14 protein-coding genes are annotated in these 15,919 nt (G+C 68.1%); 13 read left to right on the top strand and 1 reads right to left on the bottom strand.

From position 1 onward, the window contains the following. Nucleotides 1-68 precede the first annotated feature (68 nt). From EYW47_RS11560 to EYW47_RS11520, 9 genes are all read left to right on the top strand, one after another. Nucleotides 69-872: an endonuclease/exonuclease/phosphatase family protein gene (locus EYW47_RS11560; RefSeq protein WP_133194976.1), complete on the top strand. Its 804-nt coding sequence runs from the start codon at nt 69-71 to the stop codon at nt 870-872. 237 nt (nt 873-1,109) lie between these two features. After that, the gene (locus tag EYW47_RS11555; protein WP_133194975.1) at nt 1,110-1,799 is read left to right on the top strand and encodes a LysE family translocator; all 690 of its coding nucleotides are present in this window, start codon (nt 1,110-1,112) and stop codon (nt 1,797-1,799) included. A 612-nt stretch (nt 1,800-2,411) separates the two neighbouring features. Beyond that, nucleotides 2,412-3,182: a ferredoxin--NADP reductase gene (locus tag EYW47_RS11550; protein ID WP_133194974.1), complete on the top strand. Its 771-nt coding sequence runs from the start codon at nt 2,412-2,414 to the stop codon at nt 3,180-3,182. Nucleotides 3,183-3,696: 514 nt separating this feature from the next. After that, the gene (locus tag EYW47_RS11545) at nt 3,697-4,809 is read left to right on the top strand and encodes a sensor histidine kinase (RefSeq protein WP_165976535.1); all 1,113 of its coding nucleotides are present in this window, start codon (nt 3,697-3,699) and stop codon (nt 4,807-4,809) included. Continuing rightward, the gene (rqpR, locus tag EYW47_RS11540) at nt 4,806-5,462 is read left to right on the top strand and encodes a response regulator transcription factor RqpR (RefSeq protein ID WP_133194972.1); all 657 of its coding nucleotides are present in this window, start codon (nt 4,806-4,808) and stop codon (nt 5,460-5,462) included. Before EYW47_RS11545 ends, rqpR begins: the two co-directional genes overlap by 4 nt. 394 nt (nt 5,463-5,856) lie before the next feature. Continuing rightward, nucleotides 5,857-7,263 carry a branched-chain amino acid transporter BcaP gene (locus EYW47_RS11535; RefSeq protein ID WP_133194971.1) on the top strand — a complete coding sequence of 469 codons (1,407 nt, stop codon included), beginning with the start codon at nt 5,857-5,859 and terminating at the stop codon, nt 7,261-7,263. Nucleotides 7,264-7,840: 577 nt separating this feature from the next. Beyond that, nucleotides 7,841-8,359, top strand: coding sequence for a (2Fe-2S)-binding protein (locus EYW47_RS11530; RefSeq protein WP_133194970.1), 519 nt, complete (start codon nt 7,841-7,843; stop codon nt 8,357-8,359). Between the two features lie 12 nt (nt 8,360-8,371). Then, nucleotides 8,372-10,777 carry a xanthine dehydrogenase family protein molybdopterin-binding subunit gene (locus EYW47_RS11525; RefSeq protein ID WP_133194969.1) on the top strand — a complete coding sequence of 802 codons (2,406 nt, stop codon included), beginning with the start codon at nt 8,372-8,374 and terminating at the stop codon, nt 10,775-10,777. 13 nt (nt 10,778-10,790) lie between these two features. After that, nucleotides 10,791-11,591: an FAD binding domain-containing protein gene (locus EYW47_RS11520; RefSeq protein WP_133194968.1), complete on the top strand. Its 801-nt coding sequence runs from the start codon at nt 10,791-10,793 to the stop codon at nt 11,589-11,591. A 36-nt stretch (nt 11,592-11,627) separates the two neighbouring features. Here EYW47_RS11520 and EYW47_RS40835 read toward each other — a convergent pair whose 3' ends face one another. Next, nucleotides 11,628-11,792: a hypothetical protein gene (locus EYW47_RS40835; protein ID WP_165976534.1), complete on the bottom strand. Its 165-nt coding sequence runs from the start codon at nt 11,790-11,792 to the stop codon at nt 11,628-11,630. Here EYW47_RS40835 and EYW47_RS11515 point away from each other — a divergent pair. From EYW47_RS11515 to EYW47_RS11500, 4 genes are all read left to right on the top strand, one after another. After that, nucleotides 11,791-12,678 carry an AAA family ATPase gene (locus EYW47_RS11515; RefSeq protein ID WP_133194967.1) on the top strand — a complete coding sequence of 296 codons (888 nt, stop codon included), beginning with the start codon at nt 11,791-11,793 and terminating at the stop codon, nt 12,676-12,678. The two genes, EYW47_RS40835 and EYW47_RS11515, sit on opposite strands and share 2 nt — an antisense overlap. 188 nt (nt 12,679-12,866) lie before the next feature. Next, complete coding sequence (locus EYW47_RS11510; protein WP_133195121.1) at nt 12,867-14,129, top strand: vWA domain-containing protein; 1,263 nt, start codon at nt 12,867-12,869, stop codon at nt 14,127-14,129. Continuing rightward, nucleotides 14,120-14,710 carry an SRPBCC family protein gene (locus EYW47_RS11505; RefSeq protein ID WP_133194966.1) on the top strand — a complete coding sequence of 197 codons (591 nt, stop codon included), beginning with the start codon at nt 14,120-14,122 and terminating at the stop codon, nt 14,708-14,710. The genes EYW47_RS11510 and EYW47_RS11505 overlap by 10 nt, the downstream gene beginning before the upstream one ends. Next, entirely contained in the window at nt 14,683-15,705 is a 1,023-nt protein-coding gene (locus EYW47_RS11500; protein WP_133194965.1) for an XdhC family protein, read from the top strand. Before EYW47_RS11505 ends, EYW47_RS11500 begins: the two co-directional genes overlap by 28 nt. The last annotated feature ends 214 nt before the right edge of the window (nt 15,706-15,919 follow it).

The following is a 15,919-nucleotide window of genomic DNA, read 5'->3' as shown; positions in this document are numbered from 1 at the left end:
ATGTGCCGCCTCGAAGCGCGATCCGCCATCCGCACGAAACTGTCGTAAGAACTCGTCGTAACAAGCGCATGCGAAATTTCGAACAACCCCTCATCGACACGGTGCCGGCCAACACCCGGGACTTCGTTGCGGTGAGCTGGAACCTGCACAAGGGCCGCTCACCGCTTGGCTTTCAGGCCTGGCAGGCCATGCGGCGCTGGGTGCAGTCCACCCACGCCGACGCCTGGTTCCTTCAGGAGGCGATGGCGCGGCGACTGCCGCAACCGGTGCTCTCCTCGACTTTCGGCGCCGAGCTCGGCGACCCGCTCGAGGACGTCTGGCACTGCCAGGCCACCGAAATCGCCGACGCGCTCGAGTTGCAGATCGCGCTCGGGCCGAACGTGTTCAAGCCTTCGTGGCGGCATGGCAACGCCATCCTCTCGCCCCATCCGCTCGATCTGGGCGGACGCTGGGATATCTCGGCGCACCGCTTCGAGCGGCGCGGCCTGCTCGTCGCGCGCGCAAGCGTGGCGGGCCAGTCGGTCACGCTGCTGTGCGCGCACCTCGCGCTCACGCGCAGCGCGCGCCTGCGGCAGATGGCCTGGATCGCGCACTGGATCGCCAAGGAGGCGCCGCAAGGGCCGCTCGTGCTCGCGGGCGACTTCAACGACTGGCGCAACGACTCGGTGCCGCTCTTCGCGGAGCACGGCCTGCAGGAAGTCGCGACGCTGCTCGGCGAGCCGGCGCGCACGTTTCCGGCGTTCTCGCCCGCGCTCGCGCTCGACAAGATGTTCGTGCGCGGCCTGCAGCCCGTCGAGCTGATCCAGCCCGCGCAGGAAACAGCCTGGCTCTCCGATCACCTGCCTTACATGGCGCGGCTGCGGCTCGAATGACGCGCCGGGGCGCGCCGCGCCCCACGATGCGCCACGCCACCCAGCCGGCGGCCGCCCCACGCGGCGCCAGGACACCCAGCCGGCGGCGGAACCACGTGCAGCGCAAGTTCCGCCAGCACGCGATGCCCAGCGCGCCGCCGTGAGGCACCCGCCAAACACCCGCGAAAGGCCAGCGCAATCGCGCTAATATGGCGCGTCGCGCGCCCTCGGGGTGCGTCCTTCCCGCCCGGCTCCCCCATGCATCCCTTCACCACGCTGCTTCAGATCGCCATTGTCTATTTGCTCGCGCTCGTGAGCCCCGGCCCGAACTTCTTCATGGTGACGCAGCTCTCGCTGGCCGGCAGGCGCAGCCTTGGCATCGCCTCGGCGTTCGGCGTGGGCACGGGCTCCACGCTCTGGGCCGCGCTCGCCATGCTCGGCTTCGCCGCGGTGCTCCAGCACATCGAATGGCTCTATCACGGCGTGCGCGTCGCCGGCGCACTCTATCTGCTCTGGTTCGGCATCAAGCTGCTGCGCTCGGGCGCACGACGGGACGCCAATACGGCCGATGAACCCCACGCCGCCCGTGACGCCGGAGCGAGCCGCAGCGCCGAAAACGCCCCCGTCGCCCCGCTGCCGCCGCCCGACCGGCGCGCATGGCTGCGCACGTGGCGCGCGGGCTTTCTCACCTGCCTCACGAACCCGAAGTCCTGCGTGTTCTGGACCAGCGTGTTCGCGGCGATCTTTCCGGCTCATCCGCCGCTGTGGTTCTACGGCACGGCGCTCACACTCGTTGCGGCGATGTCGTTTGGCTATCACTCGAGCCTCGCGCTCCTGTTCGCCGACCACCGCACGCAACGCGGCTACAAGCGGCTGCGCCGCCCCATCGACGCGTTCTGCGGCGCGGCGCTGATCGGCCTCGCCGCGAAGCTCGCCGCCGACCGCTGACACCCGCGCGCCGCTGGGCCATAAAAGCGCGGCGATACACCGCCGCCACGCGCCGAATCTGCCCCCGCGAGCAGGGTCTCTGCTGCGGCCTGTCAGACCTTCCGGTATCATTTGGGCGAACATTCGAGCGGCATGCGTCGTATTCGAGCGCGTGCCGCCTGCGGCAAGCGCGCACGCCCTGACGGGCCAAACCGGCCCGTCCCAAGGGCTGTCGAAATCCGAGGCTTTCGCGCCTTCGCGCCGCATCCCGCCGAAGCCCGCTTTGTCGCGTCACGGCCTGTATGCATGGGCCGCGCAGGCGCCGACACAGCACCCTGCGACACCTCGCGTAGCGCAGGCCACCACGCTCGTTAGACGCGGCGCAGCCCATGAGGCACGCTCGCGGTAAAATAACGGGCTGCGCCTCGTTCGCAATGGGACGGCTGGCAAGCTGGCAAAAAAGCGGGGCACGAAGCGGAAGCAAAGCGCGGCGCAAGAACGCAAGGCGCACGCATGGGCAACCGCCAAAACGCGCACGCTGCGCATCGTCAAACCGAGTCCGTCATGCACCGTCATGCGCGGCCGGAAGGAACGCCCCCGTCCGGCGGACCTTGTTTCGCATCATCAGGAACCATGAGCAAACACACCGAAGAAACCGTTCTGAGCGTCCACCACTGGACCGACACGCTATTCAGCTTCACCTGCACGCGCGACCAGGCCCTGCGTTTCGACAACGGCCAGTTCACCATGGTCGGCCTCGAGGTCGAAGGCAAGCCGCTGATGCGCGCGTACTCGCTTGCGAGCGCGAACTATGAAGAGCATCTCGAGTTCCTGAGCATCAAGGTGCCGGACGGCCCGCTCACGTCGCGCCTGCAGCACCTGAAGGTCGGCGACAAGGTTCTGATCGGCAAGAAGCCCGTCGGCACGCTGGTGGCCGACAACCTGCTGCCCGGCAAGGTCCTGTGGCTGCTCTCGACCGGCACGGGCCTCGCGCCCTTCATGTCGATCATCAAGGACCCGGACATTTACGACCGTTACGAGAAGATCGTGCTCACGCACACCTGCCGTTTCGTCGACGAACTCGCGTACAAGGAATTCATCACCGAGGAGCTGCGCGAGCACGAGTACCTCGGCGAGATCGTGCGCGAGAAGCTGGTCTACTACCCGACCGTGACGCGCGAAGTGTTCGACAACCGCGGCCGCATCACTGAGCTCATCGATACCGGCAAGCTGTTTGCCGACCTCGACCTGCCCGGGTTCTCGCCGGAGCGCGACCGCATCATGATGTGTGGCAGCACGCATATGCTGCGCGACACGGTCGCCCTGCTCGAAAAGGCCGGCCTCAAGGAAGGCAGCAACAACGAACCTGGCCATTACGTCGTGGAAAAGGCCTTTGTTGGCTAAACCCGTTGGCTAAGCCCATTGGCTGAATCGAGCGGCTGGGTCTATCGGTCAAGCCGCTTTGGGGCATGCCCCCTCGCCAGCATCGCCGGCTTGAACCACCGGCATGCCCGGCACACAAAACCGGAGCCTCGCGCTCCGGTTTTTTTATTTGCCGACTACCCGTCACAGCCGCACGTCAAAAAACCCCGCGCAACACCCATCTCGCGGTTACATTTTTCACAGACTTCGCGTAGCTTCCGTGTCAGCGTTTTTCCTACATAGACAGCGCTGGGCAACTTCATACAGTCTCTTAGCTTTCGCCGCTAAGTGTTGTCCCGACTGAAGTTTTCATTTTTTTCAGATATTATCGCGGCGCAACATGGGCCGGATCAGAGCGCCTGACAAGGTCAGAGCTCGACTGTTACTGAATGTAAGTTTCGTTACGCTGCGCCGTGCTCTGGATGATGCCAAGGCGTCGGCGCGCAAGCAAAAGCAGAAAAGAGCCGGTTCCTGGACGGGAAATAACGGGGGATGGATGGATACGTCGACTCGCGCCGCGTTTGATGCGGGCGTGCCTCGTGCTGACGCGCCAGGCACGCGTGCCGCCTGCGCGGCCAGCGGCCCGCCCCTGCTCGCCAACGCCGAAGGCGCGCGCGTGGCGCTCGACGCCATCGCGCGCGTGCAGCGGCAGATTGTCGCATCCTGCGCCGCCCGCGTTCACGCGGACGAGGTCGCGCGCCACCGGCTCGCACAAGAGTTGCACGACAGCGTGGGCGCCGAACTGGCGGCTACGCGCATCGCCCTCGCGAACGTCCACACCTGGCTGCCCGCCGACGCGCCGCCGCAATGCACCGAGGCACTCGCGCTCGTCAGGGGCTCGCTGGATTGCGCCGGAGACGCCTTGCGCCGCGTGCTCGACGGGTTGTACGCGCCCGAGCTGGATGCGGGGCTCGCCGCCGCGCTCGCCAGCTGGACGCGCGGCTTCGCCTCGCGCACCGGGCTTGCCGCGCGCTTTACGGCCCGCTCAACGACCCGCTCAACGCCCCCCTCAACAAGCCGTTCGACCGCCGGCGCGCCAGCCACCACCCACACCACTGGATTCTCCCGCGACGACGAGGCGCGCCTCGCGCGCCTGCCCGCCGAGGCGGCGCTCGCGCTCTTTCGCGTCGCGCAGGAAGCGCTCACTAACGTCGCACGCCATGCGCGAGCCACGCGAATCGAGGTATGGCTGACGAGCACGCCGCGCGAGCTGATCGTGAGCGTGATCGACGACGGCGTGGGCCTCTCGCGCGAAGCCGCACGGCGCGCAAGGCGCCAGTGCGGACAAGCGGCGCACAACGGCGAGAGCCACGCGAACGGCCGCAGCGCCTATGGCATTGCCGGCATGCGCGAGCGCTGCGCCGCCTTCGGCGGCACGCTGCGCACCGCGCCCGCTCGCCACGCCTTGTCCGCCAGCCAGAACACTCAGGCCGGCCAGCCGGCTTGCGACATGCCCACTGAACACGCCAGCGACGCGCAGACCCACCGCGCAGCCGCCGATCCAGCCCGTCCCGGCACGACCATCGAAGCACGCTTCCTGTGGGAGGCGCTGCTCTCGCGCCCGTGCGCCGAGCAGGCTCCGAACCTCGTGAAAGGCGTGCGCTCATGACCCTGCGCATCCTGCTCGTCGACGATCACGCTGTGGTGCGCCAGGGCGTGCGCCAGCTGCTGCTCGATCGTGGCGTCGCGTGCGAAGTGATCGAGGCGCAAAGCGGCGCCGAAGCGCTCGCCGCCGTCGCGAAGCACGCCTGCGACGTGGCGCTGCTCGACATCTCGCTGCCCGACATGAGTGGCATCGAAGTGCTCAAGCGCGCGAAGAAAAAGGCGCCGCGCGTGCCGGTGCTGATGTTCTCGATGTATCGCGAAGATCAGTACGCCGTGCGCGCGCTGAAGGCGGGCGCTTCGGGCTATCTCTCGAAGACGGTGGACGCCGCGCAGATGATCGCAGCGATTCAGCAGGTCGCGAACGGCCGCAAGTACGTGAGCCCGGCGATGGCCGAAGCGCTCGCCGACTACGTGCTCGTCGACGGCGAGCAAATGCCGCACGAAAAGCTTTCCGACCGCGAGTACCAGACGCTGTGCATGCTCGCCTCGGGCAAGCGGCTCACCGACATCGCGCACACGCTCTCGCTTTCGGTGAAGACGGTGAGCGTCTACCGCACGCGCCTGCTCGAAAAGATGAAGCTCACCAACAACGCCGAGCTCACCTTCTATGTGATGAGCAACCGGCTCGTCGATCTCGCGCCCACGCCCGGGCTCTGAGTCGGCGCATCGCTCGACAGCGGCGCTTCCCAGCGGCCGCCCGGGCGGTCGGGCCGCGAGCGGTCCGACGGCGCTCCACCGCACCGCATGTACTGCGCAAAGGACGCGTCACTAAGGCGCCTTCTCGCCATAAGCCGTTGATCCGGAGATGAATTGCGCCTTTTCGCGCGGGTTCGTGCAAGGATTGCACGCGCCTCTGCCCCTTTGCGGCGGAATCGACTGCCGCCCCGCGCCGAATCCGGCTCGCGCCCAACCCGGCTGGACCGGCTGCACCGCCCCGATCCGCTAAAATTATGGGTTTCCCCGCCATACGGCACGAGAAGGCACAAGAGCGCGATAGCGTCCCTCGCGTTTGCGTTGCCGCCCGCGCGCTTTACCTGGAGTCCCCCGCCCAATGTCCCTCTTTCGCAAAAAGAACGTCGAACACATGCTGCAGGCGAGCGCCCAGGGCGCCGGCCTGAAGAAGGCCCTCGGCGCACTGGACCTCACCTTTCTCGGCGTCGGCGCGATCATCGGCACCGGCATTTTCGTGCTGACCGGCACCGGCGCCGTGCAGGCCGGCCCCGCGCTGATGCTCTCGTTCCTCATCGCCGCCGTGGCCTGTTGCTTCGCCGCCCTCGCCTACGCCGAGTTCGCCTCGACCATTCCCGTGGCGGGCTCGATCTACACCTACTCGTACGCCACGCTCGGCGAGCTGGTGGCGTGGATCATCGGCTGGGACCTGATGCTCGAGTACGGACTCGCCACCTCGGCCGTCTCGGTGGGCTGGTCGGGCTATCTGCAGTCGCTGCTCTCCGGCTTCGGCATTTCGCTGCCCACGGCCCTCACGGCCGCGCCCGGCGCCGTGCCCGGCGCGTTCACGCTCTTCAACCTGCCCGCCTTCCTCGTGATGATGGTCATCACGGCGCTGCTCTCCATTGGCGTGCGCGAATCCACGCGCATCAACAACGTCATGGTCGCGATCAAGGTCACGGTCGTGCTGCTCGTGATCGCCGTGGGCGCCTTCCACGTGACGCCCGAGAATTGGCACCCGTTCATGCCGCACGGCTGGAACGGCGTGTTCGGCGCCGCCGCCGTGATGTTCTTCGCGTTCATTGGCTTCGACTCGGTCTCCTCGGCGGCCGAAGAGGTCAAGGATCCGAAGCGCGACCTGCCTGTGGGCATCATCGCGTCGCTCATCGTCTGCGCGGTGCTGTATGTGGCCGTCGCGGCCGTCGTCACGGGCATCGTCCCCTGGCAGCAGTTCGCCGGCATCGCCCACCCCGTTTCGTACGCCCTGCAGGTGGCCGGCGAGAAATGGGTCGCCGGCTTCATCGACCTTGGCGCCGTGCTCGGCATGCTCACCGTGATTCTCGTGATGAGCTACGGCCAGACCCGCATCATCTTCGCCATGTCGCGTGACGGCCTCTTGCCCGCAAAGCTCTCGAAGGTCCATCCGCGCTACGCCACGCCGTTCTTCACCACCTGGCTCGTCGGCATCTTCTTTGGCATGATCGGCGCGCTCGTGCCGCTGAACGTGCTCGCCGAGCTCATCAACATCGGCACGCTCGCCGCGTTCTCGATGGTCTCGATCGCCGTGCTCGTCCTGCGCCGCACGCACCCCGATCTGCCGCGCGCGTTCCGCTGCCCGGGTGTCCCGGTCGTGCCGATCCTCGCGGTGGCCTCGTGCCTGTTCCTGATGCTCAATCTCGCGTGGATCACGTGGGTCGCGTTCGTGGTGTGGCTGCTGATCGGCCTGTCGATCTACTTCCTCTACTCTCGCCATCATTCGCACCTCGGGCGTCATCCGCACGAGCACTGAGGCGTTCTCGCACAGCGCGCCCGCCGCGCGCTTTTCTGCACGCTTTTCTGCACGACTCGCGGCGCGCTTCATGGCACGCCCGGCAGCCCGGTTCGCTGCACTGCAACGGCCCGCCCCGGTCTCCGGCGCGGGCCGTTTCACATGGCGCGCGGCCGTCGAAATACGGCTAAAAATCGCTTAAAAATCGGGGATAAGCCCGCGCAGCGCGAATCGGCAAAGTGTGCTTTACTGTTCGGGCATTGTTGTCGCGGCACCTCGCAATTTCCAGGAAATACGCAGCTTCACGCCTGGATTCAGGCAATACCAGGCAACACCCAGCATCACCCAGCATCACCCAGGCATCACTGAACAAGCAAAGCACCAGCCGGACCCTCGTCCCCGTTTCCGTCCAGCCTGCCCGCCATCGCGCGCGGCAGACGCTTCGCGCCAGCCGCGCGACGCGCTCTGGGCGATAGACAGCAGGCGGCAAATGCGGGGCAATGGATGAATGCGGGCCCAGGCCGGTCCCTACCATCACTTTGCATGGGTCCAGAGCACGACGCGCGGCGCTCGAACTCTGGCCAAGAGGAGACAGTCAATGGCGATCAGTCTCAGCCTGACGGTCAACGGCAAGCCCGTGACCGCCGAAGTCGAACCCCACACGCTTCTAGTCCAGTTCCTGCGCGAGCAGTTGCGCCTCACCGGCACGCACGTCGGCTGCGACACCGCGCAGTGCGGCGCGTGCACCGTCCACCTCAATGGCCGCGCGGTCAAGTCGTGCAACCAGCTCGCCGTGCAGTGCGAGGGCATGGACGTGACGACGATCGAAGGGCTCGCGGCGACTTCCGGGAACGGCGCACTTCATCCCATGCAGGCGGCCTTCCGCGAATGCCATGGCTTGCAATGCGGCTTCTGCACACCCGGCATGGTGATGAGCGCCGCGGCGCTCGCCGCCGAAAAGCCAGAACTCACCGAAGCCGATGTGCGCGCGGGCCTCGACGGCAATCTGTGCCGCTGCACGGGCTATCACAACATCGTGAAGGCCGTGCTCGCGGGCGCCGAAGGCATGCGCTCCGGTTCGGCTCTACCGGCCACGCCAGCCACATCGGCAGCGTAAGGGAGAGACGCCATGAACGCACCCGACTCCCAAACGCCCCGCATGATCGGCGCCTCGGTCAAGCGCAAGGAAGACTATCGCTTCCTCACCGGCGCGGGCCAGTACACCGACGACGTCGTCCTGCCCGCACAGACGTATGCCGTGTTCGTGCGCTCGCCGCATGCGCACGCGCGCATCAAGAGCGTCGACACCAACGCGGCCAAGGTCGCGCCCGGCGTGGTGGCCGTCTTCACCGGCGCAGACCTCGCCGCCGATAACGTGGGCGGCCTGCCCTGCGGGTGGCTCATCCACAGCATCGACGGCACGCCCATGCACGAGCCGCCGCATCCGGTGATCGCGCACGAGAAAGCGCGCCACGTGGGCGACCAGGTCGCGCTCGTAATCGCCGAATCGCTGAAAGAAGCGAAGGACGCCGCCGAGCTCGTCGAAGTCGACTACGAGGAGCTGCCCGCCACCGTCGACACCGCACATGCCGCCGACGCGGGCCAGGCGCTCGTCCACGACGGCGTGCCGGACAACACCTGCTACACGTGGGGCCACGGCGACAAGGCCGCCACCGACGCCGCCTTCGCCACTGCCGCGCACGTCACGACGCTCGATATCGTGAACAACCGGCTCATTCCGAACGCGATCGAGCCGCGCGCCGTGAACGCGAGCTACAGCCGCCACGACGACGGCTACACCGTCTACGTGTCGAACCAGAATCCGCACGTCGAGCGGCTGCTCATGGCCGCGTTCGTGCTCGGGCTGCCGGAGACGAAGCTGCGCATCGTCGCGCCCGACGTGGGCGGCGGCTTCGGCTCGAAGATCTTTCTGTACGCCGAAGATGTGGCGCTCACCTGGGCCGCGAAGAAGATTGGCCGCCCGGTGAAGTGGACGGCCGAGCGCAGCGAGTCGTTCGTCTCCGACGCCCATGGCCGCGACCACGTGACAAAGGCCGAGCTCGCCCTCGACAAGGACGGCAAGTTCCTCGCCATGCGCGTGCACACCACGGCGAACATGGGCGCGTATCTCTCGACCTTCGCTTCGAGCGTGCCCACCATCCTCTACGCGACGCTGCTCGCGGGCCAGTACACCACGCCTGCGATCTACGCCGAAGTGAAGGCCGTGTTCACGAACACGGTGCCCGTGGACGCGTATCGCGGCGCGGGCCGCCCCGAGGCGACCTACGTGGTCGAGCGGCTTGTGGAGACCGCCGCGCGCGAAATGAACATCGACCCGGCCGAAATCCGCCGCCGCAACTTCATCACGAGCTTCCCCTACGCGACGCCCGTGGGCCTCACTTATGACATCGGCGACTACGAGGCGTGCCTCGCGCGCGCGCTCGAACTCGCCGACGTGCAGGGCTACCCGGCGCGGCGCGACGCATCGAAGGCTCAAGGGAAACTGCGCGGCCTCGGCCACTCGTGCTACATCGAGGCGTGCGGCCTCGCGCCGTCGAATATCGCCGGGGCGCTGGGCGCGCGCGCGGGCCTCTTCGAAGCGGGCGAAATCCGCGTGAATCCCACCGGCTCGGTCACCGTCTTCACGGGCTCGCACAGCCACGGCCAGGGCCACGAGACGACCTTCGCGCAGGTGGTGTCGGAGCGTCTGGGCGTGCCCATCGAGCAGATCGAAATCGTGCACGGCGACACCGCGCGCATTCCGTTCGGGATGGGCACCTATGGCTCGCGCTCGATCGCGGTGGGCGGCTCGGCCATCATGAAGGCGCTCGACAAGATCGAAGCCAAAGCGAAGAAGATCGCCGCGCACATGCTCGAAGCGGGCGTGGAAGACATCGAATTCGCCGATGGCGTGTTTCGCGTCGCGGGCACCGACCGCACCAAGACCTTCGCCGAAATCGCGCTCTCGGCCTACGTGCCGCACAACTATCCGCTCGAAACGCTCGAGCCGGGCCTCGACGAAAGCGCGTTCTACGACCCCACCAACTTTACCTACCCGGCGGGCGCGTATATCTGCGAGCTGGAAGTCGATCCCGACACCGGAGAGACACGCATCGACCGCTTCACGGCCGTGGACGACTTCGGCAACGTCATCAATCCGATGATCGTCGAAGGCCAGGTGCACGGCGGGCTTGGCCAGGGGATCGGCCAGGCCTTGCTGGAGCAGTGCATCTACGACAAGGACAGCGGCCAGTTGCTCTCGGGCTCGTACATGGACTACGCGATGCCGCACGCCTGCGATGTGCCGTCGTTCACCGTGGAGACCGCGAAGGGCACACCGTGCACGCACAATCCGCTTGGCGTGAAGGGCTGCGGCGAGGCGGGCGCGATCGGCTCGCCGCCCGCCGTCATCAACGCGATCCTCGACGCTCTCGCGCCGCTCGGCGTGAAGGACCTGCAGATGCCGGCCACCCCGCATCGTGTCTGGCAAGCGATCCAGGCCGCCCAGTCCACGCCGGCATCACAACAACCTTGAGCGGAGGCGCACCATGTATGCATTCGATTACCAGCGCGCCAGCGACGCGCAAGGCGCAGTGAAGACGCTTGGCGCCGACCCCGACGCCAAATTCCTCGCGGGCGGCCAGAGCCTGCTCGCGGCGATGAAGCTGCGGCTCGCGCAGCCTTCGACGCTCGTGGACGTCACGCGCATTCCCGAGCTCAAGGCCGTGCAGGTGGACGGCAAGGTGGTGAAGATCGGCGCCGCGGTCTGCCACGCCGACGTGGCGGCAAACGCGCAGATCCAGGCCTCGCTGCCGGCGCTCGCCCAATTGGCCGCCGGCATCGGCGACCGCCAGGTGCGCGCGCTCGGCACGCTGGGCGGCTCGCTCGCCAACGACGACCCCGCCGCCGACTACCCGGCCGCCGTGCTCGGCCTGAACGCCACGGTCGTGACGGACCGCCGCCGCATTGCCGCCGACGACTTCTTCCTCGGCATGTACGAGACCGCGCTCGAGCCCGACGAGCTGATCGTCGCGGTCGAGTTTCCCGTGCCACAGCGCGCCGCCTACGAGAAGTTCCACAACCCGGCCTCGCATTTCGCGTTGACGGGCGTGTTTGTGGCGCAGTTCGCGGATAGCTCTGTGCGCGTGGCGATCACCGGGGCGGCGTCTTCGGTGTTCCGCGCGACGGCGCTCGAAGATGCGCTCAAGGCGAGCTTCACGCCCGCCGCGGCGCGTGCGGTGAGCATCGCGCCGGACGAGCTCAACACCGACCTGCACGCGAGCGCAGCGTACCGCGCGCACCTGATTCCGGTGCTGGCGGCGCGGGCGGTGACGAAGGCGCTCGGCTAGACTCGCTGTTCACGGCCGCTCGCGCCGCGCCCGGCATCACGCGCGGTGCGAGCGGCCGACTGCGGGCTGACTGCGTATTGCCGCCGCGCAGGCGCTTTTTGCCATCGCCATTTGGCTGCGGTACGCACCGAGGCTTCTCATCGGCGTTTTTTCTTCCGCCCTTCTTGCCAGCACTTCTAGCCCTATTTTCAGGCCCGCCATGCTCCCCGCCACGATCGACGACACGCTCTCGCAGCTCGAAGCGCAAGGCTATTTCGCGAGCCGCGAACTGGCCACGGCGTTGTTTCTCGCGCTCAAGATGGAGCGCCCGCTGTTTCTCGAAGGCGAGCCGGGTGTGGGCAAGACCGAGCTGGCGAAGGCGGCGGCGGCGCTTGCCGGCACCACGCTCCTGCGCCTGCAGTGCTACGAGGGGCTCGATACGGCGAGCGCGCTCTACGAGTGGGACTATCCGCGCCAGATCATGGCGCTGCGTCTGGCCGAAGCCGCCGGCGAGAAGCCGCGCGGCGACACGCTTTATCGCGACGAATTCCTCCTCAAGCGCCCGCTGCTGCAGGCGCTGCAACCGGACCCGCATCATCCCGGCGCGCGCCGCGTGCTCCTGATCGACGAGATCGACCGCGCCGACGAGCCGTTCGAAGCCTTCCTGCTCGAGCTTCTTTCGGACTTCCAGGTATCGATTCCCGAGTACGGCACGGTGCGCGCGAGCGTGCCGCCGCTCGTCGTCATCACCTCCAACCGCACGCGCGAGGTGCACGACGCGCTCAAGCGGCGCTGCCTCTATCAATGGCTCGGCTACCCCGAGCGCGCGCGGGAGCTTGCCATCGTCGCGGCGCGCGCGCCCGAGACCGGCGCCGAGCTGCAGCGCCGCGCCGTCGCGTTCGTGCATCAACTGCGCACGATGGATCTGTACAAGGCGCCCGGCATCGCCGAGACGATCGACTGGTGCCGCGCGCTCGCCGCGCTTTCGGTCACCGAGCTCGACCCGCAGTCGGTGCAGGACACGCTCGGGGTGCTGCTCAAGTATCAGGACGACCTCGCGCAGCTCGATCCGCAGCGGATCGCGCAGACGCTCGCGCTCGCGGAGTGACGCCGATGCCGCACGCGCCGAACCGCCCTCACGAAGCGCAGCAAGCGCGCGAAGCGCTGCGGGCGCACGCCCCGCGCGTGGCACGCGAGACAAGTGACACATGCGATGCACGCGAAGCACGCGACCAACGCCACGAAAGCGACCAACGCGACGAACGCGAACCGCACGCCCCGGACACGCTGCCGCCGATGTTCGCGCGCAACGTCGTGCATTTCGTGCGCGTGCTGCGCGGCGCGGGTTTGCCGATGTCGAGCGCGCGCGCCGTGGATGCGCTCGAAGCGCTGAGCTTCATCGACCTCACGCGCCGCGACGACGTGCGCGCCGCGCTGGCCGCCTTGCTCACCGCCGCGCCCGACGAGCGCGAGCTCTTTCACGCCGCGTTCGAGCTGTTCTGGCGCGATCCAGACTGGGAGGGCAAGCTGCGCGCGCTGCTGCTGCCGAAAGTGCAAGGCGCCCTGCCGCCGCCGCGCCGCAACAATCGCCTCGCCGATGCGCTCGCGGCGCGCGCAGCCTCACGCGCGGGCGCGCAGACGCCGCCCGCGCACGAGGAGCACGAACTGCGCGCGCATGCGAGCTTCAGCGCTGAAGAGCGCCTGCGCCATCGCGACTTCGACACCCTTTCCGCCGACGAATGGCGCACGCTGCGCCACTTGATCCGCGCGCGGCGCCTGCCGCTCGCGACCGAGCGCACGCGGCGCCTGAAGGCGTCGTCGCACGGCACGCACGCCGATTTGCGCGCGAGCGCGCGCCACGCCGTGCGCGCGGGCGGCGACTGGACCGTCTGGAAGTACCGCGCGTGCGTCGAGCGCCGCGTGCCGCTCGTGCTGCTGCTCGACATCTCCGGGTCGATGAGCAGCTATTCGCGAGCCGTGCTCTACTTCTGCCATGCGCTGCTGCAATCGCGCGAGCGCTTGCAGGTGTTCCTGTTCGGCACGCGCCTCACGCACGCCACGCGCGCGCTGCGCGAACGCGACCCCGATGTCGCGCTCGCCCAGCTCGCCACCCAGGTGGCGGACTGGTCGGGCGGCACGCGTATTGGCGAGACGCTCGCGCAGTTCAACCGGCGCTGGGCGCGCCGCGTGCTCGGCGGCCGCGCCACGGTGCTGATGGTCACCGACGGCCTCGATCACGACCCGGGCAGCGCGCTGGCCGAGGAAATGGCGCGGCTGCACCGCTTCGCGCATCGCGTGGTGTGGCTCAATCCGCTGTTGCGCTACCGCGGTTTCGAGGCGAAGGCACGCGGCGTGCAGGCAATGCTGCCGCACGTCGACGCGCATTACCCCGTTCACAACCTGGAGAGCCTGGAAGCGTTCGGCCGCAGCCTGCAAGACGCATCGCCCGGCCGTTCGCGCCCGAATTCGTCGCTTTTGTCGACGCATTCGGCCAAACCCTCTCCAACGACGCAGAGACCGACGCAGGGATCAACACAAGGAGCGACACGATGGAGCTGACCGAAACCCACACGCTGCCAGTGCCGCAGCAGCGCGCGTGGGAAGCCCTCAACGACACGGCGATACTCAAGGTGTGCATTCCGGGCTGCGAGAGCATCGATGCCGATGGCGAGAACGCGTATGCTGTCGCCCTCACCGCCGCTGTCGGGCCCGTGAAGGCGCGCTTTAAGGGCCGCATGCAGCTCGCCGACATCGACGCGCCACGCAGCTACACGATCCAGTTCGAGGGCCAGGGCGGCGCGGCAGGCTTCGGCAAGGGCGACGCGCGCGTGATGCTCGAACCGGCGGGCGAGGACGCAACCACGCTCAGCTACACGGCCAGCGCCCAGGTGGGCGGCAAGCTCGCGCAGATCGGCTCGCGGCTCGTGGACGGCGCGGCGCGCAAGATCGCCGCCGAATTCTTCAAGCGCTTCACCGAGCAGCTCGGTGGGGGCGCGCAAGCCGGGGGCATCGCTGAGCCAGGCGCCGAAGCGCAGCAAGAGCCATCTGAAACACAAGCCGCCAGCGACGCCGAAGGCGCCGGCGGCGATGAACCGCAAAAGAGGAAACGATCATGGACAGCGTGGATCTCGAAGTCCTGAAATCCAGCGTTCGCTGGCTCGAAGAAGGCCACCGCGCCCTGCTGGTGACGGTGGTGAAGACGTGGGGCTCGTCGCCGCGTCCGGAGGGCGCGATGCTCGTCGTGCGCGACGACGGCCTCGTGGTGGGCTCGGTCTCGGGCGGCTGCATCGAAGACGACCTGATCGAGCGCGTGCGCCGCGAAGGCATCGGCATCGTCAAGCCCGAGGCCGTCAAGTACGGCATCACGGCGGAAGAGGCGCATCGCTTCGGACTGCCCTGCGGCGGCACCATCCAGCTCGTGCTGGAGCCGCTCACCGAGGCTTCGGGCATCCACGCGCTGCTGGAAGCAGTCGAGCGCGGCGAGCTGGTCGCGCGCACGCTCGACATCGCGAGCGGCAAGGCCACGCTCGGCCCCGCGAGCGCCACCGATGGCGTGGACTTCGACGACACGCGCCTGCTCACGATCCACGGCCCGCGCTACCGCATGCTCGTGATCGGCGCGGGGCAGCTCTCGCACTACCTGTGCCAGATCGCCGTGGGGCTCGACTATCAGGTGACGGTGTGCGACCCGCGCGAGGAATACACCGACACATGGGACGTGCCCGGCACCGCGCTCGTGCGCACCATGCCCGACGACACCGTGCTCGACATGAAGCTCGACGAGCGCTGCGCCGTGATCGCGCTCACGCACGACCCGAAGCTCGACGACCTCGCGCTCATGGAAGCGCTCAAGACGCGTGCGTTCTACGTGGGCGCGCTCGGCTCGCGGCGCAACAACGCGGCGCGGCGCGAGCGGCTCAAGGAGTTCGATCTGAGCGATGCCGAGCTCGCGCGCCTGCACGGGCCGGTGGGCATCTATATCGGCAGCCGCACGCCGCCCGAGATCGCCGTGTCGATCCTGGCCGAAGTCACGGCGGCGAAGAACGGCGTTTCGCTGCCCACCCTGCTTCAGGTCGAAGGCGCCAAGGCCGCGCGCGAACAGGCCGCGAGCGTCGGGTCGAGCTGCGACGTCTGATGTCTGAAGGTGCCGGACGGGTGCTGAGGGTGTCCTGCGGCCTCGACGCCGCAGGCGCAACGCTACGCGTCTGACCACGTCCTCGCCGCTTCAGGCGCGCCGCGAACCCGCGCTGTGCCCGTCCCGGGCTTCCTCGGGCTTCTCGTGCCCTCGTGCGCGGTGCGCACAGGCGAACCCGATCACCGGTTGCGCGCGCAAGGAAGCGGGCCAGGGC

Source organism: Paraburkholderia silviterrae (genome assembly GCF_004353915.1).
GTDB classification, from domain to species: Bacteria; Pseudomonadota; Gammaproteobacteria; order Burkholderiales; family Burkholderiaceae; genus Paraburkholderia; species Paraburkholderia silviterrae.
The sequence above is the reverse complement of the archived record's forward strand: the minus strand, read 5'-3'. Positions and strand labels throughout refer to the sequence as shown.